Annotated in this window: 34 protein-coding genes; 4 read left to right on the top strand and 30 right to left on the bottom strand. The window is 62.6% G+C overall.

All coding sequences use genetic code 11. The features are described 5' to 3' along the window. Window positions 1-7: 7 nt before the first annotated feature. From OM977_RS14865 to OM977_RS14875, 3 genes are all read left to right on the top strand, one after another. Window positions 8-940 carry a type II secretion system F family protein gene (locus OM977_RS14865; RefSeq protein WP_264354689.1) on the top strand — a complete coding sequence of 311 codons (933 nt, stop codon included), beginning with the start codon at window positions 8-10 and terminating at the stop codon, window positions 938-940. 26 nt (window positions 941-966) lie between these two features. Continuing rightward, a complete protein-coding gene (locus tag OM977_RS14870; RefSeq protein WP_264354690.1) occupies window positions 967-1,851 on the top strand; it encodes a type II secretion system F family protein in 885 nt (294 codons plus the stop codon). Window positions 1,852-1,997: 146 nt separating this feature from the next. Then, window positions 1,998-2,456 (top strand): Hpt domain-containing protein, encoded by a 459-nt coding sequence (locus OM977_RS14875; RefSeq protein ID WP_264354691.1) that lies wholly within the window; start codon window positions 1,998-2,000, stop codon window positions 2,454-2,456. Between the two features lie 19 nt (window positions 2,457-2,475). Here the strand turns inward: OM977_RS14875 and OM977_RS14880 are convergent, their stop codons facing one another. Further along, on the bottom strand, window positions 2,476-3,324 hold the full coding sequence (locus tag OM977_RS14880) for a response regulator transcription factor (protein WP_264354692.1): 849 nt from the start codon (window positions 3,322-3,324) through the stop codon (window positions 2,476-2,478). Window positions 3,325-3,755: 431 nt separating this feature from the next. Between OM977_RS14880 and OM977_RS14885 the strand changes: the two genes are divergently transcribed. Continuing rightward, window positions 3,756-5,255 carry a sensor histidine kinase gene (locus OM977_RS14885; RefSeq protein ID WP_333473980.1) on the top strand — a complete coding sequence of 500 codons (1,500 nt, stop codon included), beginning with the start codon at window positions 3,756-3,758 and terminating at the stop codon, window positions 5,253-5,255. Between the two features lie 51 nt (window positions 5,256-5,306). On the opposite strand, the gene OM977_RS14890 is transcribed toward OM977_RS14885, so the two are convergent. From OM977_RS14890 to rplD, 29 genes are all read right to left on the bottom strand, one after another. Continuing rightward, window positions 5,307-6,197: a tRNA pseudouridine synthase A gene (locus OM977_RS14890; protein WP_264354694.1), complete on the bottom strand. Its 891-nt coding sequence runs from the start codon at window positions 6,195-6,197 to the stop codon at window positions 5,307-5,309. A gap of 31 nt (window positions 6,198-6,228) precedes the next feature. After that, window positions 6,229-6,810, bottom strand: a complete 582-nt coding sequence (gene rplQ, locus OM977_RS14895; protein WP_264354695.1) for a 50S ribosomal protein L17 — start codon at window positions 6,808-6,810, stop codon at window positions 6,229-6,231. A 77-nt stretch (window positions 6,811-6,887) separates the two neighbouring features. Next, window positions 6,888-7,898 carry a DNA-directed RNA polymerase subunit alpha gene (locus OM977_RS14900; RefSeq protein WP_024366109.1) on the bottom strand — a complete coding sequence of 337 codons (1,011 nt, stop codon included), beginning with the start codon at window positions 7,896-7,898 and terminating at the stop codon, window positions 6,888-6,890. A 133-nt stretch (window positions 7,899-8,031) separates the two neighbouring features. Further along, window positions 8,032-8,433, bottom strand: coding sequence for a 30S ribosomal protein S11 (gene rpsK, locus OM977_RS14905; RefSeq protein WP_018773682.1), 402 nt, complete (start codon window positions 8,431-8,433; stop codon window positions 8,032-8,034). Window positions 8,434-8,532: 99 nt separating this feature from the next. Next, on the bottom strand, window positions 8,533-8,907 hold the full coding sequence (gene rpsM / locus OM977_RS14910) for a 30S ribosomal protein S13 (RefSeq protein WP_264354696.1): 375 nt from the start codon (window positions 8,905-8,907) through the stop codon (window positions 8,533-8,535). Window positions 8,908-9,089: 182 nt separating this feature from the next. Further along, a complete protein-coding gene (gene rpmJ / locus OM977_RS14915; protein ID WP_009358722.1) occupies window positions 9,090-9,203 on the bottom strand; it encodes a 50S ribosomal protein L36 in 114 nt (37 codons plus the stop codon). 69 nt (window positions 9,204-9,272) lie between these two features. Beyond that, on the bottom strand, window positions 9,273-9,494 hold the full coding sequence (infA, locus tag OM977_RS14920; protein WP_009358723.1) for a translation initiation factor IF-1: 222 nt from the start codon (window positions 9,492-9,494) through the stop codon (window positions 9,273-9,275). Window positions 9,495-9,663: 169 nt separating this feature from the next. Further along, window positions 9,664-10,614 carry a P1 family peptidase gene (locus OM977_RS14925; RefSeq protein ID WP_264354697.1) on the bottom strand — a complete coding sequence of 317 codons (951 nt, stop codon included), beginning with the start codon at window positions 10,612-10,614 and terminating at the stop codon, window positions 9,664-9,666. A 153-nt stretch (window positions 10,615-10,767) separates the two neighbouring features. After that, on the bottom strand, window positions 10,768-11,595 hold the full coding sequence (gene map / locus OM977_RS14930; protein ID WP_264354698.1) for a type I methionyl aminopeptidase: 828 nt from the start codon (window positions 11,593-11,595) through the stop codon (window positions 10,768-10,770). A 103-nt stretch (window positions 11,596-11,698) separates the two neighbouring features. Next, the gene (locus OM977_RS14935; protein WP_264357441.1) at window positions 11,699-12,268 is read right to left on the bottom strand and encodes an adenylate kinase; all 570 of its coding nucleotides are present in this window, start codon (window positions 12,266-12,268) and stop codon (window positions 11,699-11,701) included. Window positions 12,269-12,273: 5 nt separating this feature from the next. Beyond that, window positions 12,274-13,584: a preprotein translocase subunit SecY gene (secY, locus tag OM977_RS14940; RefSeq protein WP_264354699.1), complete on the bottom strand. Its 1,311-nt coding sequence runs from the start codon at window positions 13,582-13,584 to the stop codon at window positions 12,274-12,276. A 186-nt stretch (window positions 13,585-13,770) separates the two neighbouring features. Further along, window positions 13,771-14,262: a 50S ribosomal protein L15 gene (rplO, locus tag OM977_RS14945; protein WP_264354700.1), complete on the bottom strand. Its 492-nt coding sequence runs from the start codon at window positions 14,260-14,262 to the stop codon at window positions 13,771-13,773. Next, complete coding sequence (gene rpmD / locus OM977_RS14950; protein WP_160664304.1) at window positions 14,263-14,469, bottom strand: 50S ribosomal protein L30; 207 nt, start codon at window positions 14,467-14,469, stop codon at window positions 14,263-14,265. A gap of 3 nt (window positions 14,470-14,472) precedes the next feature. Further along, complete coding sequence (rpsE, locus tag OM977_RS14955; protein WP_264354701.1) at window positions 14,473-15,159, bottom strand: 30S ribosomal protein S5; 687 nt, start codon at window positions 15,157-15,159, stop codon at window positions 14,473-14,475. Window positions 15,160-15,185: 26 nt separating this feature from the next. Next, complete coding sequence (rplR, locus tag OM977_RS14960) at window positions 15,186-15,569, bottom strand: 50S ribosomal protein L18 (protein WP_018773674.1); 384 nt, start codon at window positions 15,567-15,569, stop codon at window positions 15,186-15,188. A gap of 2 nt (window positions 15,570-15,571) precedes the next feature. After that, window positions 15,572-16,108, bottom strand: coding sequence for a 50S ribosomal protein L6 (rplF, locus tag OM977_RS14965; RefSeq protein ID WP_264354702.1), 537 nt, complete (start codon window positions 16,106-16,108; stop codon window positions 15,572-15,574). Window positions 16,109-16,126: 18 nt separating this feature from the next. After that, window positions 16,127-16,525 carry a 30S ribosomal protein S8 gene (gene rpsH / locus OM977_RS14970; RefSeq protein ID WP_056425243.1) on the bottom strand — a complete coding sequence of 133 codons (399 nt, stop codon included), beginning with the start codon at window positions 16,523-16,525 and terminating at the stop codon, window positions 16,127-16,129. Window positions 16,526-16,617: 92 nt separating this feature from the next. Next, a complete protein-coding gene (gene rplE / locus OM977_RS14975; RefSeq protein WP_264354703.1) occupies window positions 16,618-17,199 on the bottom strand; it encodes a 50S ribosomal protein L5 in 582 nt (193 codons plus the stop codon). After that, the gene (gene rplX / locus OM977_RS14980) at window positions 17,199-17,558 is read right to left on the bottom strand and encodes a 50S ribosomal protein L24 (protein WP_264354704.1); all 360 of its coding nucleotides are present in this window, start codon (window positions 17,556-17,558) and stop codon (window positions 17,199-17,201) included. The genes rplE and rplX overlap by 1 nt, the downstream gene beginning before the upstream one ends. A gap of 3 nt (window positions 17,559-17,561) precedes the next feature. Next, window positions 17,562-17,930 carry a 50S ribosomal protein L14 gene (gene rplN / locus OM977_RS14985; RefSeq protein WP_024366126.1) on the bottom strand — a complete coding sequence of 123 codons (369 nt, stop codon included), beginning with the start codon at window positions 17,928-17,930 and terminating at the stop codon, window positions 17,562-17,564. Between the two features lie 392 nt (window positions 17,931-18,322). Continuing rightward, window positions 18,323-18,631, bottom strand: coding sequence for a 30S ribosomal protein S17 (gene rpsQ, locus OM977_RS14990; protein ID WP_035739337.1), 309 nt, complete (start codon window positions 18,629-18,631; stop codon window positions 18,323-18,325). After that, on the bottom strand, window positions 18,628-18,963 hold the full coding sequence (rpmC, locus tag OM977_RS19630; protein WP_270103040.1) for a 50S ribosomal protein L29: 336 nt from the start codon (window positions 18,961-18,963) through the stop codon (window positions 18,628-18,630). The genes rpsQ and rpmC overlap by 4 nt, the downstream gene beginning before the upstream one ends. Window positions 18,964-18,965: 2 nt before the next feature. Next, complete coding sequence (gene rplP / locus OM977_RS15000) at window positions 18,966-19,382, bottom strand: 50S ribosomal protein L16 (protein WP_123257072.1); 417 nt, start codon at window positions 19,380-19,382, stop codon at window positions 18,966-18,968. Further along, window positions 19,383-20,228: a 30S ribosomal protein S3 gene (gene rpsC, locus OM977_RS15005; protein ID WP_264354705.1), complete on the bottom strand. Its 846-nt coding sequence runs from the start codon at window positions 20,226-20,228 to the stop codon at window positions 19,383-19,385. It lies immediately after the preceding gene. After that, window positions 20,229-20,594 carry a 50S ribosomal protein L22 gene (gene rplV, locus OM977_RS15010; RefSeq protein WP_003803798.1) on the bottom strand — a complete coding sequence of 122 codons (366 nt, stop codon included), beginning with the start codon at window positions 20,592-20,594 and terminating at the stop codon, window positions 20,229-20,231. It abuts the gene before it with no gap. Window positions 20,595-20,632: 38 nt separating this feature from the next. Beyond that, a complete protein-coding gene (gene rpsS / locus OM977_RS15015) occupies window positions 20,633-20,914 on the bottom strand; it encodes a 30S ribosomal protein S19 (RefSeq protein WP_120951155.1) in 282 nt (93 codons plus the stop codon). Window positions 20,915-20,926: 12 nt separating this feature from the next. Next, window positions 20,927-21,766, bottom strand: a complete 840-nt coding sequence (gene rplB / locus OM977_RS15020) for a 50S ribosomal protein L2 (protein WP_024366131.1) — start codon at window positions 21,764-21,766, stop codon at window positions 20,927-20,929. Window positions 21,767-21,795: 29 nt separating this feature from the next. Further along, window positions 21,796-22,101 (bottom strand): 50S ribosomal protein L23, encoded by a 306-nt coding sequence (gene rplW, locus OM977_RS15025; protein WP_018773664.1) that lies wholly within the window; start codon window positions 22,099-22,101, stop codon window positions 21,796-21,798. Next, the gene (gene rplD / locus OM977_RS15030) at window positions 22,098-22,721 is read right to left on the bottom strand and encodes a 50S ribosomal protein L4 (RefSeq protein WP_264354706.1); all 624 of its coding nucleotides are present in this window, start codon (window positions 22,719-22,721) and stop codon (window positions 22,098-22,100) included. The genes rplW and rplD overlap by 4 nt, the downstream gene beginning before the upstream one ends. Window positions 22,722-22,724 lie beyond the last annotated feature (3 nt).

Consider the following 22,724-nt stretch of genomic DNA (forward strand, 5'->3'; position numbering starts at 1 on the left):
TGAACTCATGGCACTGATCCTGGGATTCCTGTTGTGCTACGCCGCCTTGGGGGTAGCGGTTTTGTTCGTCATCGCGCCGCGCAGGCCAGCTTCCCTGCTGAACCGGCGCGCCTCCGCCGTTCCCGGCCAAGGAACTCTGGCCGGAGGAGTGGGCGCGCGGGCTACTGCCGCCGTCGAATCACTTCTGAAGCGGCGCAACTACACCGCTGCCATGGCGGGAGCGCTGGAGCAGGCGGGCCTCGGCATCAAAGCTCCCGAATTCCTGGTGCTGTCCCTGGCCGGCGCAGCCGTGGTTGGTGTCGGCCTCCTGGTCGTGATGGGACCGTTTCCGGCGCTGGTTCTCCTGCTGCTCTCGCCGTTCGGGGCCCGCTTTGTCTTGAAGTTCCTGGCTTCGCGACGGCGGGCGAAGTTCGCCGAGCAGCTCGATGAGACCCTGCAGCTTCTCGCCGGTGGTCTTCGCGCCGGCCACAGCCTGCTGCGCGCCATTGATGCGGTGGCCGGCGAAGCCGAGGCGCCGACCACCGAAGAGTTTTCCCGAATCATCAACGAGACCAGACTCGGGCGGGATCTGGGAGAGGCACTGGACGACGCTGCCTTGCGTATGCGCTCGGAGGATTTTTCCTGGGTGGCCCAGGCCATCGCCATCCATCGGGAGGTGGGCGGAAACCTGGCGGATGTTCTGGATCAGGTGGGCCAGACCATCCGGGAGCGGAGCCAGATCCGCGGCCAGGTGAAGGCACTCAGTGCGGAAGGGAAGATCTCGGCGCTGGTGCTGATGTTTCTGCCGCTGGTGATTGCCGGTGCTTTGATGCTGATGAGCCCGGGCTACATGGACCCGATGGTCCAAACGCCGATGGGTCTGGCCATGATCGCTGTGGCGGCACTCCTTCTCACCGCGGGCGGACTCTGGCTGCGAAAAGTCGTTCAATTCAAGTTCTAAGCATTGCCTGAGAGGAGGAACGCTGTATGTCAGCCACCGTCATCACCGCTATCGGACTGATCCTGTCCGCGTTTGCCCTGGCGTCGTGGTCCGTCATCCGGACGCGCATCCCCGGCAAGGACGCCATCAAGGACAACCTTTCCCGGGGGTTCCCCGTGGCCAAGAAGCCGGCCAAAGCCGGGGGCTCCCTGCTGGAGTCTTTTGCCGGACGCTTTACTCCGAGGCGTCTGGTGGCCAACCTGGACCGGCAGCTTGCCCTGGCGGGCCGTCCTCCCGCCTGGCCGCTGAAGCGCCTCATGGCGGCCAAGTTTGCAGCGGCCGCCATCGCGATCGTTCTTGGGTTGCTGCTGATCAGGAACGATCCAAGCGTCAAGATGATGTGGCTCTCAGGCGCAGTGTCCGTCCTCGGCTATTTCATTCCCGATCTCCTGATCTACAGCAGGGGCCTCGAGCGCCAGACGGCCATCGGTCTGGAGCTGCCTGACACACTGGATCAGATGACCATCGCCGTTGAAGCCGGCCTGGGCTTCGACGCTGCAATGTCGCGGACCGGCCAAAACGGAAAAGGGCCGCTCGCTGCCGAACTCGTCCGGACACTTCAGGACATGCAAATCGGGATGTCTCGCCGCGAAGCGTACCTGGCACTGGCGGACCGGACCGGGGCGCCGGACCTTCGCCGTTTCGTCAACGCCATCCTGCAGGCTGACCGATACGGAATTTCCATCTCTGCCGTGCTCCGGACGCAGGCCAGCGAAATGCGGAGGAAACGCAGGCAGCGGGCGGAGGAGCAGGCCATGAAGATCCCCGTCAAAGTCCTTTTCCCGCTGATGGTCTGCATCCTGCCGGTGCTCTTCATCGCACTGCTCGGCCCCGCCGCCATCAATGTCGTAGACACCCTGGGCGGGCTGTGACGGACCGTCTCGACAAGGCAGGGAACGCGCCGGGGCCGGGACGGCTTGGAGTGTGCCCGCATCCTTCCCGCAGGATTACCCTCAGGGTTTCCGCAAGTTACACCGATACTCCGGGTTTTCCCAAGGTCCGAAAGTAGCCTTGAACCATGTCCATTTCAGGGTCCAGCGCGGGCGACAGTAGCGCCAACAGCGTCTGCTTCCCCGAATCCCGCGACGCGGAGCCCGGAACGCCGGCGATTCCGGGGGTCGGCGTGCCGCTGGTGGACTTGAGCGTGCTCCGGCAGCTCGAAGAGGAATTAGGTGATTCCGAGGTAGCCCGGTCCTTCGCAGAGGACTACATCAGCATCTGGGACAAGCGGATAACGTATCTGATGCGGTCCCTGGCGGACAATGACCCTGATGCCGCGATGGACGCCGTACTCAGCCTGAAGAACTCGGCGTTCATGGTGGGCGGTTCCCGGCTGGCCAGCCTGGCTGTCGATCTTGAACGGATCCTCCGGAACGGGGACCTGCCCTCGGCGCAGGCGCGTGTGTCCGCCATCGCCGAAGTGGGCCAGGCCACGATCCAGGCCCTCCAGCAGTGCTACCTGTCGCCGGACGAATAGCCCGCCACTTGATGCGGAGTCACTCCGCTCGCTTGGGGGCCCGCCGGTAGCCCACTCCGCGAACCGTGATCAGCCAGCGGGGGTCCTGCGGATCTTCGCCGAGCTTGCGCCGGAGATTTCCGATGTGGACCTCCACCGCCCGCTCGTCGGCTCCGCTGATGTAGGTGTCGTCCCGGTAGTGCTCGCCACGCACCACACGCACCAGGTCTGACCGCGTGCGCACCGCCCCGGTCCCCCGCAGCAGCTCGTGGAGGAGGTCGAATTCGCTTCGGGTCAGCACCAACTCCGTTCCCCGCGAAACCACCGTCCGGGTGGAGACGTTCAGCAGAAGGCCATTGTGGCGCAGGATCTCGCCGCCGGCGGACTCCCCGGAATCAGGAGCGGACCCGGACTGGTGCTCAGCGTCCGGCACCGCTACCCCTGCAGCAGCCGGTGCCGAGGCCTCCGCACCGAGCGCGGCGCCGGCGGCTTCACCGGTCCCCGACGGCAGTGCGGCTTGCCGGGGACGGCGCATCATCGCCGAGATACGCGCCCGGAGCTCGCGGGGACGGAAGGGTTTGATCAGGTAATCGTCAGCCCCACCCTGCAGCGCCGTGATCGTATCCAGTTCCTCGTCCCGGCCTGACAGCATGACCACGTAGGCGTCGCTGAACTGCCGGATCCTGCGCAGAACCTCGAAACCATCGATGTCCGGGAGTCCGACGTCCAGCGTGATCACATTGGCCTGGCGATGCTTGGCCAGGTCCACGCCATCACCACCGGTGGCCGCGGAGTGCACCTCAAAACCGGCCTGTCGAAGTACGGCATCGAGGAGACCACGTACATCGTCATCATCTTCAATTACTACGGCAACACCAAGATCACTCACAGCTGTCCCTCTATCCGACAATGCCTCCACATAGCCCAGCGCTAGTGCGGAAGCACTTCCAGATGTCCCACGCTACAACGTGCGCAGGGCTGGATGCCTTAAATTCGCCAGATCATTTTATTCGCCGCCCCCGTAACGGCCCCTTGTCTCATTGCAGAAGCAAACGCCATGCATAATGGTCTTCATGCCTCGGTTAATGCACTTGCGGTCACGGAAACCAAAAGCGCTGGCCAGATATGGATGCGGCAACATTGGGTGAGCACTTACTGGTCCGCGACACGGACCGTTTTTTTCGACGACTAAAACCCCGGGTTCAGGTGGCTCTTTGCCAGCTTCCAGTAACAGTCCTGCTCGCCGGATTGGCCGTGGCAGCGCCCGCGGTCTGGCCTACCCTGATAGCAAACGGCGTATTCATTGCGTCCATTCTCCTCATGGCCGGCCTATTTGTGGCGTGCTTCCTGGTCCCGTGGGAACGGCTGCCTGCCAATGCCTACCTCGTCATTCCGATCCTGGATTTCGTGGTCATTGGGCTCGCACGCAATGGTGCCGTTCCGGCCGTTGCCGGACTTGGCGTGCTGGCCATATTTCCGGTCATCTGGCTGTCGACGTCCGCTGCTTTCGCCCGCACCACCGTTTTCCTAAGCGTTGTTTGCACGTTATTGATCACGCTGCCGTCGGCGCTGCAAAAGTTTCCCAACATTTCACCTGCAGACATTACGACCGCGATTCTCCTGCCACTAATGATGCTCGCGGTCTCCCTGGCGATCCGCTTCGCCAGTGCCAACGTCCGGGTTCAACGCCAGCGGCTGGAAAAGAAGGACGAAGAACTCCGCGAACTGCTGGTTCAAAGCCGGAAACGCGAACGCCTGCTCAAGACCGTGCTGGATACCATCGACGTCGGAATTGTCGCCGTCGACGCCGAAGGCCGGACCATCCTGGTCAACGGCCAGCAGGCAATATTCCAGCAAGCCGCCTCCCCTGCCGCCTCGGGTACGGAGGCCGAAGAGTCGCGTCAGCTCATGTTCGGCCAGGACCGGGTGACGCCCCTTCCCGCGGACAAACGGCCGATTCATCGGGCGGTGGCGGGCGAGACGTTCGCGGACTACCTTGTGTGGATTGGCGAGGCGACGGACCAGCGCGCCATCTCAACGGCAGCACGGATCATCAAGAACGACGACGGCGGCTTCAGCGGCGCCGTCATCGTTCACAGCGACGTCACAGGCCTCGTCGAGGCCCTGGCGGCCAAGGAAGACCTGATTTCCAACGTCAGCCACGAATTCCGGAGTCCCCTGATGTCAGTCCTCGGCAACGTGGACCTGGTGCTCGGCGAAGTGGAAGGCTACTCGGCTGTGGCCGTCCGGAGGCTCGAGGTGGTCCAGCGCAACGCCGAAAGGCTGCTGTCGCTCGTCTCCGACTTGCTCGTTTCCGCTTCGACAGTCCTGGCTGTCCATCCACGGCGGACCGACCTCGCCGGGCTGGTCGAAACCAGCATAGGGTCCGCCCAGGCCCAGGCCGATGCCACCAACGTCTCCCTGAGCACCGACGTTCCGGTGCCTCTCTGGGCACACGCAGACCCGCTCCGCATCGGCCAGGCCCTGGACAACCTCGTGTCCAACGCGATCAAGTATTCGCCCGAGGGTGGCTCCGTGACCGTCAGCGCCCGCAGTGACGACTCATGGGTCCAGCTCAAGGTGCAGGACACCGGAATGGGCATCAGCGAGGAGGAAGCCACCCGGATCTTCACCCGCTTCTTCCGCACCCGCGCCGCCAGGCAGGCAGCCATCCCCGGCGTGGGCCTGGGCCTTTCCATCACGCAGGCCATCGTCGAGAGGCACGGCGGGGACATCTCCTGCATCAGCACGCCCGGTTCCGGCACTACCTTCACCATGACGTTGCCGGCGGAAGGCGCGCCGGCCCAGCTGGAGCAGTAAGGCTTGCCGGAGCAGTAGATCGTGCTGGAGCAATAAAGCGTGCAGTAACGGTTACTGCCGCCGCGCGCGCGTCAACTCTGCCCGGGCCAGGAGCCCGGTGTTGGACGGGTAGGCCACTTCCTCCAGCACGAGTGGGTGCGGGGCGGCCAGGATGGATTTGGCGTCACGCGAACGCGCCAGGAGCCGCTCGTGCAGCCAACCCGGCGCCTCGACTGCCTCGCCGACATACAAGGCCGACCCCACGAGGGAGCGCACCATGTTGTGGCAGAACGCGTCCGCTTGCACGGTAGCCACGATGACGCCATCGGCAGTCCGCTCGAACTCGAAGCGCTGGAGTTCGCGGATTGTGGTGGCGCCCTCGCGCGGCTTGCAGTAGGACCGGAAGTCCTGCAGCCCCAGCAACTGGGAGGCGCCCTCGTTAAGCAGGCCGACGTCGAGCCGTTCCTTGTGCCAGAGCGTCGACGTGCGCCCCAGCGGATCCCACAGGGCCGGACCGTCCGCGATCCGGTAGCTGTAGCGCCGCCACAGTGCCGAGAACCGGGCGTCAAAGCCCTCCGGAGCCACGCTGACCCGGTGCACTTCGATCGCCCCGGTGAGGTCCCCCAGGCCGCGGCTTAGGGCGCCCCGGAGCCGGCGCAGCAGGGCGACGGCGGGGTCGAGTTCAACGCCCCGGTTCAGGCCCAGCCATTCCGTCGCGCTGAGATCGAGATGGACCACCTGACCCCGCGCGTGCACGCCCGCATCGGTACGCCCGGCGACGGTGACCCGGATCGGACGCCGGATCAGCAGCTCGAGGGCCTGCTCGAGGGTACCCTGCACGGTACGCCGCCCCGGCTGGACGGCCCACCCGTTGAACGGTCCGCCGTCGTACGCGAGATCAAGCCGGATACGCAAAAACCCGCCGCCCCCTCTAACGGGGGCAGCGGGTTTCTGGTCGTTCATAGACTTAAGTCTATGCGAAGAAATCAGCGAATTACTTCGCGTCCTTCTCGGACTCGGGGGTTGCTTCCTCGGCGGCCGGGGCCTCTTCGGTAGCGGCAGCTTCAGTCTCGACGACGTCAGCTTCAGGAGCCTCTTCGGTAGCGGCAACTTCGGTTTCAGCAACCGGAGCGGCTTCTGCCTTGTCAGCGTCCTTCTTGTCGGCGTCGCGCTTGGCAGCCGAGGTAGCCTCGGCTACCACGGCCTGCTTGGCGGAAACCGGCTCGAGGACCAGTTCGATGACAGCCATGGGAGCGTTGTCGCCCTTGCGGTTGCCGATCTTGGTGATGCGGGTGTAGCCACCGTCGCGGTTCTCCACTGCCTGTGCAATGTCGGTGAACAGCTCGTGGACAATGCCCTTGTTGCTGATCAGGCCGAGCACGCGACGGCGGGAAGCCAGGTCGCCACGCTTGGCGAAAGTCACCAGGCGCTCGGCGTAGGGCTTCAGTCGCTTGGCCTTGGTCACCGTGGTGGTGATCCGCTTGTGCTCGAACAGTGCGGCGGACAGGTTCGCGAGCATAAGACGCTCGTGAGCCGCTCCGCCTCCGAGGCGCGGACCCTTAGCGGGGGTAGGCATAATAGTTTCTCCTCATATGGAAGCCAGTGGGCTGCGCACACCGTGGTGCATCCAGCCAGCCGGCCAAGATCTGTTTGTTAGAGTTCGTCGTCGCTGAACGCGGCGTCGTCCTCTTCAATTGCGGCGGCGCGTGCTGCGAGGTCAAAACCGGGAGGCGAGTCCTTGAGGGACAGGCCCAGTTCAACCAGCTTTGCCTTGACCTCATCGATGGACTTCGCACCGAAGTTACGGATGTCCATGAGGTCAGCCTCGGAGCGAGCCACGAGTTCACCCACGGTGTGGATGCCCTCACGCTTGAGGCAGTTGTAGGAACGGACCGTGAGGTCCAGGTCCTCGATCGGCAGGGCCATGTCAGCTGCCAGGGCAGCATCCGTCGGCGACGGGCCAATCTCGATACCCTCAGCTGCGGTGTTCAGCTCGCGGGCCAGACCGAACAGTTCCACCAGGGTGGTACCTGCCGAAGCAACAGCATCGCGCGGGGCGATGGCCTGCTTGGTCTCGACGTCGACAATGAGCTTGTCGAAGTCAGTGCGCTGCTCAACGCGGGTAGCTTCCACGCGGAAAGTAACCTTCAGAACCGGCGAGTAGATCGAGTCGACCGGGATGCGGCCGATCTCGGAATCGCCGGACTTGTTCTGAGCTGCCGAAACGTAGCCGCGGCCGCGCTCGATGGTCAGTTCGAGTTCGAACTTGCCCTTCGAGTTCAGCGTGGCAATGTGCAGATCCGGGTTGTGGAATTCGACGCCGGCCGGCGGAGCGATGTCCGCGGCGGTGACGACTCCCGGTCCCTGCTTGCGCAGGTAAGCAACAACCGGCTCATCGTGCTCGGAGGAGACCGACAGGTTCTTGATGTTCAGGATGATCTCAGTGACATCTTCCTTGACACCGGGAACCGTGGTGAACTCGTGCAGCACGCCATCGATCCGGATGCTCGTTACAGAGGCACCGGGGATGGAGGAGAGCAGGGTACGGCGGAGGGAGTTTCCGAGGGTGTAACCGAAGCCCGGCTCCAGCGGTTCAATAATGAAACGGGAGCGGTTATCGGAGACGACCTCTTCGGAGAGGGTGGGGCGCTGTGCAATGAGCACTTAGGTTTCCTTTCGGCGAGCATCCGCTATATGACGCAACACAGGTGGTGGAAAAATCGGTCTGAAGACTTAACGCGGCTGTGCCTGCCCGGACCGGTGAGGGTCCGGGCAAGCTCCAGAGCGCTTGAAAGCCTTAGACGCGGCGGCGCTTCGGCGGACGGCAGCCGTTGTGGGCGCTGGGGGTTACATCCTGGATGGATCCAACCTCAAGGCCAGCAGCCTGCAGTGAACGGATGGCCGTTTCGCGTCCGGAACCCGGTCCCTTGACGAACACGTCAACCTTGCGCATGCCGTGCTCCTGCGCACGCTTTGCGGCGGCTTCGGCGGCCATCTGGGCAGCGAACGGGGTGGACTTACGTGAGCCCTTGAAGCCAACCTCACCGGACGAAGCCCAGGAGATGACAGCACCGTTCGGGTCCGTGATGGACACGATGGTGTTGTTAAAGGTGCTCTTGATGTGCGCCTGGCCCAGCGCGATATTCTTCTTGTCCTTCTTACGCGGCTTGCGAACCGCGCCACGAGTCTTCGGGGGCATTTTTTCTCCTACAGAAAGTTATCGGGGGAAAGATCCGCTGTTCCCTCATTTGCCGGGTTCCCTGAAATCGCGCTAGCGATTTTAGGGGGCAAATGGGACTTAGCGAGTCTTCTTCTTGCCGGCGACGGTACGCTTCGGGCCCTTGCGGGTACGTGCGTTGGTCTTCGTACGCTGTCCGCGTACGGGCAGGCCCTTGCGGTGGCGCAGGCCTTCGTAGCTGCCGATCTCAACCTTGCGGCGGATGTCAGCGGCTACCTCGCGGCGAAGGTCACCCTCAACCTTGTAGTTGCCTTCAATGTAGTCACGAAGCTGGACCAGCTCGGCGTCGGACAGGTCCTTGACCCGAACGTCAGCGCTGATGCCGGTGGCAGCCAGGGTTTCGTGTGCACGGGTCTTGCCCACGCCGTAGATGTAAGTAAGCGCAATTTCCAACCGCTTTTCGCGGGGAATGTCTACGCCAGCGAGACGAGCCATAGTGGCAGTGCTCCTTGAATAAACCGGAGGTCGTAGGCAGTACACCCGCACGTTCCGTGCGGCCCCAGCCTCCGACCGGGGGTTAGCTGTCCGGACTCGTTCTTGCTCAGTGTCCCAGATCAGCTTGTGCTGCCTTTATTTACTTGCGTGGGTTAGCAACCCAGGGTTTCCCGAAAGGGAAATTAGCCCTGGCGCTGCTTGTGGCGCGGGTTCTCGCAGATCACCATGACCCGGCCATTACGGCGGATCACTTTGCACTTTTCGCAGATCTGCTTGACGCTCGGCTTGACCTTCATGGCATTCCTTTGCGTGTTGCAGTTGGTCAGCTGGACCGGCCTTCGGCTGTTGCTCTGGCCGCCCAGTGTTTACTTGTAGCGGTAGACGATACGACCACGTGTCAGGTCGTACGGGCTCAGCTCCACCACTACCCGGTCCTCAGGGAGAATCCTGATGTAGTGCTGGCGCATCTTTCCAGAGATGTGTGCCAGAACGATGTGCTTGTTGGTGAGCTCAACACGAAACATCGCGTTAGGCAGCGCCTCAGTCACAACGCCCTCGATCTCAATGACCCCGTCCTTCTTGGCCATACCCTCCGCTAACTGTTGTTTGCCACAGCCTCCCGGATTGCACCGGAAAGAACCGCGGACGTTTTTGATTGTTTGGCTGATGCCTCCCGGCACCCAAAAGGGCACAACAGGGCAGACAACCAACAGACAACACTACGCCATTACCGGCCGAATGTTAAATCCAGCAATGCTAGCGCACATCGTCCCCGTATGCACGAAATTCCCCGGCAGGGGTGTCGACGGCGTCCGCGCTGGCGACCCCGTCCAGGATGGCCAGCCGGACGACGTCGGCCGCCGCACTCTGCAGGGTGATGAGGCTGTACTGCCGGGCGGCGTCGCTGCTGCGGTCCAGCGCGAGGGCGCCGGTGGCCAGGCAAAACACCGTATCCCCGTCTGCCAGGGTGTGGCTCGGATTCAGTGCCCGGGCCAGGCCGGCATGGGCGGCCGACGCGGTCCGTTTGCACTCTGCTTTGTCCAGGGTTGCATTCGTGGCAACGACTACCAGGGTGGTGTTCAAGGGCGGCGGAGCCGAAACCCTCTGCCGCTGGTCATCGAGCTTTTCGAAACCCCTGTAAGGCAAGCCCAGCGCGTTGACCACCGCCAGGGCCCCTACAACTACCCCGTTCTCCAGGGTTATGGAGGCTGTACCTACTCCGCCCTTGTATGTGCCCCGGCCGATGACTGCTCCGGTGCCGGCGCCCACGTTGCCGCGGTCGACGTCGTGCCCGTCCTCCCGGGCGGCGGCAGCGGCCGTTGCCGCGTATCCCATGGCGAGGTCCGGCCGGGCCGTAAAGTCCCCGCCGCGGCCGAGGTCAAAGATCGCCGCGGCCGGCACGATGGGGACCACGCCGCCGGTCACCGGGAAGCCGCGCCCGTCCTCCTCGCACCAGCGCTGGGCACCGGAGGCGGACACGAGGCCGTAGGCGCTGCCGCCGGTGAGCACCACGGCATCGATCCGGGACGTCAGGGTGGTGGGGTCCAGCGCGTCGGTCTCATGGGTTCCGGGGCCGCCGCCGCGCACATCCACGGACCCGATCGTGCCCGGCGGAGGGAGGATCACGGTCACTCCGCTCAGCCACCCGTCAGTGGTCCTGGTCGCGTGGCCCACCCTGATTCCCGGCACGTCGGTGATCGAAGTCATGGCTCCATTGTGCGCCCCTGACGAACGGCCCAGGAGCTGACGCGGCGAAGGCTCCCTGGCGACACGGAAAATCCCTGGCGACACCGGAACACCGGTTGCGCCAGGGATTTTGAGTGTCGCGGGCCGCAGTGGGCGTCGCGGGCAGACTTGAGGTCAGGGAATCGGAACCGGCACGACGCCGAGCGGTGCCAGCTTCGCCGCTCCCCCGTCCGGAGCCGACAGGACCCAGATGCCGTTCTCGTGGACCGCCACGGAGTGCTCCCACTGGCAGGAGCGCTTGCCGTCCGTGGTCACCACGGTCCAGTCGTCCGCCAGCACGGCGGTGTCGATGCTGCCACGCACCAGCATGGGTTCGATGGCAAGGCACAGTCCCGGCCGGATCTTGGGCCCGCGGTGGCTGGTCCGGTAATTCAGCACGTCCGGGGCCATGTGCATTTCGGAGCCGATGCCGTGGCCCACGTAGTCCTCCAGGATCCCGAGCGGCTTACCCGGTACGGACGAGACGTAATCGTCGACGGCGGAACCGATGTCACCGACGAACTTGCCGGTGGCGAGGGCGGCAATGCCGTGCCACATCGCCGATTCCGTGACGTCGGAAAGCCGCTGGTCCTCCGGGTCGGCCGTCCCGACGATCACGGTCCGGGCCGAGTCGGAGTGCCAGCCGTCCAGGATCGCGCCGCCGTCGATCGAGAGGATATCCCCGTCCCGCAGCACCCGGTCGCCGGGGATGCCGTGGACGACTTCCTCGTTGACCGAGGTGCAGATGGTGGCCGGGAAGCCGTGGTAGCCGAGGAAGTTCGAGGTTGCGCCGGCTTCCTTGAGGACGGCCGCGAAGATGGCGTCGAGGTCGCGGGTGGTCTTGCCGGGCACCGCTGCGGCGACTGCAGCATCGAGGGCGCGGCTGAGCACCAGTCCGGCCTGGTGCATGATGCGCATCTGGGCGTTGGTCTTGTATTCGATGCGGGGCTGGCCGAAGGCCATCAGCGTCCTTTCAATGGAGCCGCGCCCGTTTCGGGACTGCGCGGCTAAATGGCGGAGGCCCCTCCCGGTGGTCCGGGAGGGGCCTCAAGATCAAGGGTCAGGCTCAGGCCTTCTGGGCCTCTTTGATGGCCTGCATGACGCGGTCGGTGACCTCGTCAATGCCGCCGATACCGTCGACGCGCGTCAGGATGCCGCGGTCGGCGTACTTCGCCACCACGGCCTCCGTCTGGTCGTGGTAGAGGTCAAGGCGGTGTCGGATGACGGCCTCGTTGTCGTCGCTGCGACCGGTTTCCTTCGCACGGCCCAGGAGGCGGGAGACGAGCTCCTCGTCATCGGCCGTGAGCTGCAGGACAACGTCGAGCTTCTGTTCGCCATCGGCCAGGATCGCGTCGAGGTAATCCACCTGCGCAGTGGTGCGCGGGTAACCGTCCAGCAGGAAGCCGTTTTCGACGTCGCCTTCGCTTAGACGGTCGCGGACCATCTTGTTCGTCACGCTGTCCGGAACGAAGTCCCCCGCGTCCATGTACTTCTTGGCCTCGATGCCCAGCGGGGTTTCGCCCTTGACGTTGGCTCGGAAGATGTCGCCTGTGGAGATCGCCACGACGCCGAGGCGCTCCGAAATGCGTTCCGCCTGCGTTCCCTTGCCGGAACCGGGAGGTCCGATAATCAACATTCTCGTCATCGCAAAAGCCCTTCGTAGTGACGCTGCTGTAGCTGCGCGTCAATCTGCTTGACGGTCTCCAAACCGACGCCGACCATGATCAGGATCGAGGTGCCACCGAACGGGAAGTTCTGGTTGGCGTTGATCAGGACCAGTGCGATCAGCGGGATGAGCGCCACAAAGCCCAGGTAAATGGCACCGGGCAGGGTGATCCGGGAAAGCACGTACTGCAGGTAGTCTGCGGTCGGCTTGCCGGCACGGATCCCCGGAATGAAGCCGCCGTACTTCTTCATGTTGTCAGAAACTTCTTCAGGGTTGAAAGTGATCGCAACATAGAAGTACGTGAAGAACACAATCATGGCGAAGTAGAGAGCCATGTATATGGGGTGGTCGCCACGGGTCAGGTTGTTGTTGATCCACTCAACCCAGGGCGCCAACGGCTCGCCGGGCGCCGGCTGGTTGAACTGGGAAATCAGGCCCGGCAGGTACAGCATCGAGGATGCGAAGATGACGGGCACGACGCCGGCCATGTTCACCTTGATGGGGATGTACGTGCTGGTACCGCCTACAGTCCGGCGGCCGATCATGCGCTTGGCATACTGCACAGGGATCCTGCGCTGGGACTGCTCGACGAAGACCACGAGCGCCACGGTCAGCAGGCCGATGGCCAGGACCATGAAGAAGGTACCCGGGCCCTGCGCCGTCCAGATCGCGCCGAGCGATCCGGGGAATCCGGCAGCGATGGACGTGAAAATGAGCAGCGACATGCCGTTGCCCACACCCTTTTCGGTGACGAGTTCGCCCATCCACATGATCAGGCCGGTGCCGGCCGTCAGCGTAATGATAATGAGGATCGTGGTGACGATGCTCGTGTCCGGGATGATCGGCAGCTGGCAGTTGGGCAGCAACTGGCCGGAGCGCGCCAACGACACCAGGGTCGTGGCATTCAGGAGGCCCAGGGCGATGGTGAGGTAACGCGTGTACTGCGTCAGCTTTGACTGGCCGGACGCGCCTTCCTCATAGAGCATCTGGAAGCGGGGAATGACCACCCGGAGCAACTGCACGATGATACTCGCCGTGATGTACGGCATGATCCCGAGCGCGAAGATCGAGACCTGCAGCAATGCACCGCCGCTAAACAGGTTGACGAGCTGGTAGATGCCGCCCGTGGTCTGACCGTTCTGCAAGCATTGCTGGACATTCTGGTAGTTCACACCAGGCGAGGGGATGAAAGCGCCCAAGCGGAAGATTGTGATGATTCCCAGCGTGAACAACAACTTGCGTCGCAGATCAGGCGTGCGAAAGGCCCGGCCGAATGCGCTAAGCAAGCGTCCTCCTGAGTGGTAAGTAAAGTCGTGTGAGGCAGGTCAAATAAACCCAACAACAGAGTCTAACGGGTGGATGCGCCCTGCGGACAATCGGCGGGGCGCGGAAGTGCAAAAAACTCCCGGCACCGGGAGGCCTGAGCCCCTCGGTACCGGGAGTTTCAACAACGGGCTTCTGCCCACCGCTCCTTAGAGAGCGGTGGTGCTTCCGCCTGCTGCTGCAATCTTTTCTGCGGCACTGGCCGAGAATGCGTGGACGGTGACGTCAACCTTGACGGTGATGTCGCCGGTGCCCAGCACCTTGACGGGCTGGTTCTTGCGAACGGCACCCTTTTCGACCAGGTTCTCCACGGTGACAGCGCCACCTTCCGGGAACAGCTCGTTGAGCTTGTCCAGGTTAACTACCTGGAACTCAACCCGGAACGGGTTCTTGAAGCCGCGCAGCTTCGGCAGGCGCATGTGCAGCGGCAGCTGGCCGCCGGCAAAGCCAGCCTTGATCTGGTAGCGGGCCTTCGTACCCTTGGTACCGCGACCGGCGGTCTTACCCTTGGAACCTTCACCACGACCAACACGGGTCTTGGCGGTCTTGGCACCCGGGGCGGGACGCAGGTGGTGAACCTTCAGAGCGTTCTGCTTCTCAGCAGCGGCGCCCTGTGCCTTTTCGGCGTTCTTCTCTGCCATTTACTTCGCCTCCTCTACCTTTACCAGGTGCGGAACCGTGTTGAGCATTCCGACGGTCACGGCGTCGGCGGTGCGGACAACGGTGTGTCCGATCCGCTTCAGGCCGAGGGACCGCAGGGTGTCGCGCTGGTTCTGCTTGCCGCCAATGGCGGACTTGATCTGAGTGATCTCCAACTGTGCGTCGGAGACAAGCACGTTCTTAGCCATAACTCAGACACCTGCCTTCTGGTTCAGGAGTGCCTTCACCATTGCCGGCGGAGCAATCTCGTCGAGCGGGAGGCCGCGGCGTGCTGCCACTGCTGCCGGCTCTTCGAGACGCTTCAGGGCATCAACGGTCGCGTGAACGATGTTGATGGCGTTGGAGGAACCGAGCGACTTGGAGAGGATGTCGTGGATGCCCACGCACTCCAGTACTGCACGGACCGGACCACCGGCGATAACACCGGTACCGGCGGAAGCCGGACGCAGCATTACAACGCCTGCAGCGGCTTCGCCCTGTACGCGGTGAGGAATGGTGTTGCCGATGCGGGGAACGCGGAAGAAGGACTTCTTGGCCTCTTCAACGCCCTTCGCGATTGCGGCAGGAACTTCCTTAGCCTTGCCGTAGCCGACGCCGACCATACCGTTGCCGTCACCGACGACGACGAGGGCGGTGAAGCTGAAGCGACGACCACCCTTGACGACCTTGGAAACACGGTTGATGGTTACGACGCGCTCTACGAACTGGCTCTTTTCGGCTTCGCGGCCACCGTCGCGGCCACCACGGCCACCACGGTCTCCGCGGCCCTGGCCCTGGCCGCGGTCGCCACGCTCGCCACGACGAGCGCCACCACGGCGGTCGTCAGTGGTAGCAGGCGCAGCGGTCTCAGTTGCCGGAGCAGCTACAGCTTCAGTCACCTGAATGTCCTTTTCGTTATTTTCGGTCACAGTGCCAGTCCGCCTTCACGTGCGCCGTCAGCGACGGCGGCGATCCGGCCGTGGTACTTGTTACCACCGCGGTCGAAGACAACAGCTTCGATACCGGCAGCCTTGGCACGCTCGGCGACCAGTTCGCCAACGCGCTTGGCTTTGGCGGTCTTGTCACCGTCGAATGCACGAAGGTCGGCTTCCAATGTGGAGGCGCTCGCTACGGTCAGGCCCTTGGTGTCATCGACAACCTGGACGAATACGTGGCGTGCGGAGCGGTTGACGACCAGACGAGGACGTACAGCCGTTCCGGAGATGCGCTTGCGGATACGAAGCTGGCGGCGGCTGCGCTGGGCAGACTTGCTCTTGTTCGTACGCTTCTTGTTAATTGCGATCGCCATGGTTACTTACCAGCCTTTCCGACCTTGCGGCGGATGACTTCGCCTGCGTAACGGATGCCCTTGCCCTTGTAGGGGTCCGGCTTCCGCAGCTTGCGAATGTTGGCAGCAACCTCGCCGACCTGCTGCTTGGAGATACCTGAAACAGAGAGCTTGGTCGGGGTCTCAACTGCAAAGGTGATGCCGTTCGGTGCCGAGACGTTAACCGGGTGGCTGTAGCCCAGAGCGAACTCCAGATCAGTTCCCTTGGCCTGGACGCGGTAACCAGTACCGACAATCTCAAGCTTCTTCTCGTAGCCTGCGGTGACACCCTGGATCATGTTGGCGATCAGGGTGCGGGTCAGGCCGTGCAGCGAACGTGAGGCGCGCTCGTCGTTCGGGCGGGCGACAGTCAGGGTGCCTTCTTCCAGGGATACCTCGATCGGGCTGGCCACAGTGTGGCTCAGCTCGCCTTTGGAACCCTTGACGCTGACGACAGAGCCGTCAACCTTGACCTCAACGCCGGCAGGAACGGTTATGGGGAGACGTCCAATACGTGACATTATTCTCTTCCTTTCCCGTTACCAGACGTAAGCGAGGACTTCGCCGCCCACGCCCTTCTTGCCGGCCTGCTTGTCAGTCAAGAGGCCGGAAGAGGTGGACAGGATTGCGACACCCAGGCCACCGAGCACGTGCGGCAGGTTGGTGGACTTTGCGTAAACGCGCAGTCCCGGCTTGGAAATACGACGAACGCCAGCGATTGAACGCTCGCGGTTCGGTCCGAACTTGAGCTCGAGGGTCAGCTTCTTGCCAACCTCAGCGTCTTCTTCTTTCCAGGAGGCGATGTAACCTTCGGCCTTCAGGATGTCGGCAACGCGTGCCTTGAGCTTGCTGTACGGCATAGACACGGAATCGTGGTATGCCGAGTTTGCGTTGCGCAGACGCGTAAGCATGTCTGCGACGGGATCTGTCATTGTCATGGTGGGCTCTTGCCCTTCCTCATAACGGTTTCCGTCGTGCTGTCTTCCGAACAGAATTCGGACCAGCGCAACGGACCTTTTACGTAGCTAGATTAATCTTCGGTCTTGAACGGGAAGCCAAGCGCCTTGAGCAGCGCGCGGCCTTCGTCGTCGGTCTTGGCAGTGGTCACGACGGTGATGTCCATGCCGCGTACGCGGTCGATGGAATCCTGGTCGATCTCGTGGAACATAACCTGCTCGGTCAGACCGAAGGTGTAGTTGCCGTTGCCATCGAACTGCTTGCCGCTGAGGCCACGGAAGTCACGGATACGCGGCAGAGCCAGCGTGACCAGACGGTCCAGGAATTCCCACATGCGGTCGCCACGCAGAGTTGCGTGCGCACCGATCGGCATGCCTTCGCGCAGCTTGAACTGTGCGATGGACTTGCGGGCCTTCGTTACCATCGGCTTCTGGCCGGTGATCAGGGTCAGATCGCGGACAGCGCCGTCGATCAGTTTGGAGTCCTTTGCGGCATCTCCAACACCCATGTTCACAACGACCTTCACCAGGCGGGGAACCTGGTTGACGTTCTGGTACTTGAATTCCTCGGTCAGCGAGCCCTTGATGGAGTCGGCGTACTTGGTCTTCAGACGAGGAACGATCTTGCTTGCCGGAGTCTCGAGAGTCTCAGTCATTAGATGTCCTTCCCGGAGCTCTTGGCCACGCGGACGCGCACTTCACGCTTCACGCCATCGCGCTCAACGGTCTCGGTGCGGAACCCGACGCGGGTGGGCTTCTTGGTGGACGGGTCAACCAGAGCCACGTTGGAGATGTGGATGGTAGCCTCGACAACCTCGATGCCACCGGTCTTGGTGCCGCGCTGCGACTGACCGACCTTGGTGTGCTTGGTTACGCGGTTAATGCCTTCAACCAACACGCGGTTGGTCTCCGGGAATACGCGCAGAACCTTGCCCTGCTTGCCACGGTCGCCGCCGCGCTCAGCCTTGGCGCCAGTGATGACCTGAACCAGGTCACCCTTTTTGATCTTAGCCATGGACTAAAGCACCTCCGGAGCCAGAGAAACGATCTTCATGAACTTCTTGTCGCGAAGTTCACGACCAACCGGTCCGAAGATACGGGTACCGCGGGGGTCACCGTCAGCCTTCAGGATCACAGCTGCGTTCTCGTCAAACTTGATGTAGGAACCATCCGCACGGCGGCGTTCCTTCTTGGTACGGACGATGACAGCCTTGACGACGTCGCCCTTCTTTACGTTGCCGCCCGGAATTGCATCCTTGACGGTAGCGACGATTACGTCGCCAATGCCTGCGTAGCGACGGCCAGATCCACCGAGAACGCGAATGGTAAGGATTTCCTTAGCACCCGTGTTGTCGGCGACCTTGAGTCGCGACTCCTGCTGAATCACTATTTACTCCTTGCGTCGCGCTGGTTCTCAGACCGAAAATCTTCCTACGGAATGAGCCTTGCGGAACGGTTGATCGGGGTGTCTCTTGACCTGCCTGGATTTTGCCAGACCAGGCCTAAACGCCCGTGCCAAAAACATTTGCTTCCCAGACGCGTCCCGACGGGTCGGGACGCAAGGGGGCACTATGCCGTGGCACGATTGTTTACGAGGTTGACGATGGCGCACAGGGGCGCCATACAAACTCAATATCCTAGCACGATTGGGCCCGCAGACAGAATCAGCCCATACCACAGGCGACGGCGCTCCGGCAGCCCGCCGGCAACGCGGAAACCCCCGCTCCCACAAGGGGAACGAGGGTTTCCGTACAGCATCCGCTAAGCGAGCCGCAGGTGTTACTTGGCCTTCTCGAGGATCTCCACCAGGCGCCACCGCTTGGTAGCGGAGAGCGGGCGGGTCTCGGCGAGGAGAACGAGGTCGCCGATGCCGGCGCTGTTCTCTTCGTCGTGAGCCTTGATCTTCGTGTTGCGGCGAAGGACCTTGCCGTAGAGGGCGTGCTTCACACGGTCCTCGACCTGGACAACGATGGTCTTTTCCATCTTGTCCGAGACCACATAGCCGCGCTTCGTCTTACGGTAACCGCGCTCGTCAGCCGTAGCTGCGCCGGAAACAGTTTCCGTCACGTTCTCGTCCTTTTCACTCACTTGGCGTCCTCCTCAGCCTCAGCCTCGGCCGGCTTTTCAGCCTTCTCAGCCTTGGCTGCGGACTTCTTGGACTTCTTTTCTTCCTTGGCTTCCACAACCGGTGCGGCAACCTCGGCACGAATGCCCAGCTCGCGCTCACGGAGAACGGTGTAGATACGTGCGATGTCCTTCTTTACCGCGCGCAGACGACCGTGGTTCTCCAGCTGACCGGTGGCGGACTGGAAACGCAGGTTGAACAGCTCTTCCTTGGCCTTACGGAGTTCTTCAACGAGGCGCTCGTTGTCGAAACCGTCCAGCTGTGCGGATGCAAGTTCCTTGGATCCTACTGACATTTCTATTCACCACCTTCGCGACGCAGAATGCGTGCTTTCAACGGGAGCTTGTGGATTGCCAGGCGCAGTGCCTCGCGAGCAACCGATTCCTCGACACCGGAGATCTCAAAGAGAACCCGGCCCGGCTTGACGTTTGAGACCCACCATTCCGGAGAACCCTTACCGGAACCCATGCGGGTTTCGGCAGGCTTCTTCGTCAGCGGACGGTCCGGGTAGATGTTGATCCAGACCTTGCCGCCACGCTTGATGTGGCGGGTCATCGCGATACGGGCAGACTCGATCTGACGGTTGGTGACGTATGCCGGGCTCAGAGCCTGGATACCCCACTCACCGAAGGAGACCTTGGTGCCGCCCGTAGCAGCGCCGGAACGACCCGGGTGGTGCTGCTTACGGTGCTTGACTCGACGTGGGATAAGCATTTAAGCCTGTCCTCCTTCTGCTGCCTGTGCCGGTGCGGCAGAAGCTGCCTCAGCCGCCGGAGCTTCGGCAGCAGCGGGTGCAGCCTCGGCCGGGCGGTCGGTACGACGACGGCGGTCACCACGGTCAGCGCCACCCGGGCGGCCCGGGCGGTCGCTGGCACCACGGCCGCGGGACGGAGCAGCAGCTGCCTGCTGAGCCAGTTCCTTGGCGGTGACGTCACCCTTGTAGATCCAGACCTTCACGCCGATGCGGCCGAAGGTGGTCTTGGCCTCGTAGAAGCCGTAGTCGATGTTCGCGCGGAGGGTGTGCAGGGGCACACGGCCTTCGCGGTAGAACTCCGAGCGGGACATTTCTGCGCCGCCCAGTCGACCCGAGCAAGCGATCCGGATGCCCTTGGCACCGGCGCGCTGTGCGGACTGCATGGCCTTCTTCATCGCACGGCGGAAAGCCACGCGGGAAGTGAGCTGCTCAGCAACGCCCTGGGCAACAAGCTGCGCTTCCATCTCGGGGTTCTTGACCTCGAGGATGTTCAGCTGGACCTGCTTGCCCGTGAGCTTTTCGAGCTCGCCGCGGATGCGGTCTGCTTCTGCACCGCGGCGGCCGATGACAATGCCCGGACGTGCCGTGTGGATATCCACACGGACGCGGTCACGGGTGCGCTCGATTTCGACCTTGGCGATACCGGCGCGCTCCATGCCCGTGGACATGAGCTGACGGATACGGATGTCTTCGCGGACGAAGTCCTTGTACCGCTGGCCGGCCTTGGTGCTGTCGGCGAACCAGTGCGATACGTGATCGGTGGTGATACCGAGTCGGAACCCGTGCGGGTTAACTTTCTGTCCCACTTAGCGAGCCTCCTCTTTCTCCGGGGTAGCGACTACCACGGTGATGTGGCTCGTGCGCTTCTTGATCTGAAATGCACGACCCTGGGCACGCGGCTGGAACCGCTTCATGGTCGGGCCTTCATCAACAAACGCTTCGCTGATGATGAGGTCACCTTCGTCAAACGCCACACCGTCGCGGTCCGCGAGGACCCGGGCGTTGGAGATTGCTGACTGTACTACCTTGAATACCGGCTCCGAAGCTGCCTGGGGGGCAAACTTCAGAATTGCCAGAGCCTCATTCGCTTGCTTACCACGAACAAGGTTGACGACGCGCCGGGCCTTCATAGGCGTTACGCGGATATGACGCGCAATTGCCTTGGCTTCCATTGCTTTCCTTCTCTCGTCTATGACGTAAGTGCAGGCGCCTAGCGGCGCTTGCCCTTACGGTCGTCCTTGACATGGCCGCGGAATGTCCGCGTTTGAGCGAATTCGCCGAGCTTGTGCCCGACCATCGACTCGGTGACAAACACCGGAATGTGCTTGCGTCCGTCGTGCACGGCGATCGTGTGGCCGAGCATGTCGGGGACGATCATCGAACGGCGGGACCAGGTCTTGATGACGTTCTTGGTGCCCTTTTCGTTTTCCCTTGCTACCTTCACAAAGAGGTGCTGGTCAACGAAAGGACCTTTTTTCAGGCTGCGTGGCATGTGTCCAGGCTCCTATCGCTTGTTCTTGCCAGTACGACGGCGACGAACAATAAGCTTGTCGCTCTCTTTGTTGGGACGGCGGGTGCGGCCTTCGCGCTTACCGTTCGGGTTGACGGGGTGACGTCCACCGGACGTCTTACCCTCGCCACCACCGTGGGGGTGGTCGACCGGGTTCATGGCGACACCACGGACGGTCGGGCGGACGCCCTTCCAGCGCATGCGGCCGGCCTTGCCCCAGTTGATGTTCGACTGCTCGGCGTTGCCGACCTCGCCGACGGTTGCGCGGCAGCGCACGTCAACGTTGCGGATTTCGCCGGAAGGCAGACGCAGCTGGGCGAAACGGCCTTCCTTTGCCACAAGCTGGATCGATGCGCCGGCGGAGCGGCCCATCTTGGCGCCGCCACCCGGACGCAGTTCGACTGCGTGGATTACGGTACCGACCGGGATGTTGCGCAGCGGGAGGTTGTTGCCGGGCTTGATGTCAGCGTCGGCACCTGCCTCTACGGTGTCACCCTGGGCCAGCTTGTTCGGGGCGATGATGTAACGCTTGGTGCCATCAACGTAGTGCAGGAGGGCGATGCGAGCCGTACGGTTCGGATCGTACTCAATTTCAGCAACGCGGGCGTTGACGCCGTCTTTGTCGTGGCGACGGAAGTCGATCAGACGGTACTGGCGCTTGTGGCCACCACCCTTGTGACGGGTCGTGATCTTGCCGGTGTTGTTACGGCCACCCTTTTTCGGGAGGGGACGTACCAACGACTTTTCCGGCGTCGACCGCGTGATTTCGGTGAAGTCCGCTACGCTCGAGCCGCGACGGCCCGGGGTAGTCGGCTTATATTTACGGATTCCCATAATTTATTTCCTCGTTAAAGTGGTCTCCGCTACGAGAGCGGACCGCCGAAGATGTCGATAGTGCCTTCTTTGAGGCTCACAATTGCACGCTTGGTGTTCTTGCGGGTACCCCATCCGAATTTGGTCCGCTTGCGCTTACCGGCACGGTTGATGGTGTTGATCGATTCGACCTTGACGGAGAAAATCTTCTCCACGGCCAGCTTGATCTCGGTCTTGTTCGAGCGGGGGTCCACCAGGAAGGTGTACTTGCCCTCATCGATCAGGCCGTAGCTCTTTTCCGAGACGACGGGTGCAAGCACGACGTCGCGCGGGTCTTTGATGGTGGCTGCACTCACTTGGCATCCTCCTCGTTCTTTGCCACTGCCTTGTCAGCAACGAATGCTTCGTAGGCAGCCTTGGTGAAGACAACGTCATCGGAAACGAGAACGTCGTAGGTGTTCAGCTGGTCTGCGTACAGAACGTGAACATCCGTGAGGTTGCGCACGGAGAGTGCGGCAACGTCGTTGGCGCGCTCGATGACGACGAGCAGGTTCTTACGCTCGGAGACACCTCGCAGCGTTGCCAGGGCGGCGCTGGAGGACGGCTTGGTGCCGGCTACCAGTTCAGCGACAACGTGGATGCGGCCATTACGGGCGCGGTCAGAGAGAGCGCCGCGCAGTGCAGCAGCAATCATCTTCTTGGGGGTGCGCTGGCTGTAGTCACGCGGCGTGGGGCCGTGGACAACGCCACCACCGGTCATGTGAGGAGCACGGATTGAACCCTGACGGGCGCGGCCGGTGCCCTTCTGCTTGAACGGCTTGCGACCTGCACCGGAAACCTCGGCGCGGGTCTTGGTCTTGTGGGTACCCTGGCGAGCAGCAGCGAGCTGGGCAACGACGACCTGGTGCAGCAGCGGCACGTTGGTCTGTACGTCGAAGATCTCTGCAGGCAGGTCAACCTTGACAGTGCTAGTCATTGA

Origin of the sequence: Pseudarthrobacter sp. MM222, assembly GCF_947090775.1 — a bacterium.
Taxonomy (GTDB): Bacteria; Actinomycetota; Actinomycetes; order Actinomycetales; family Micrococcaceae; genus Arthrobacter.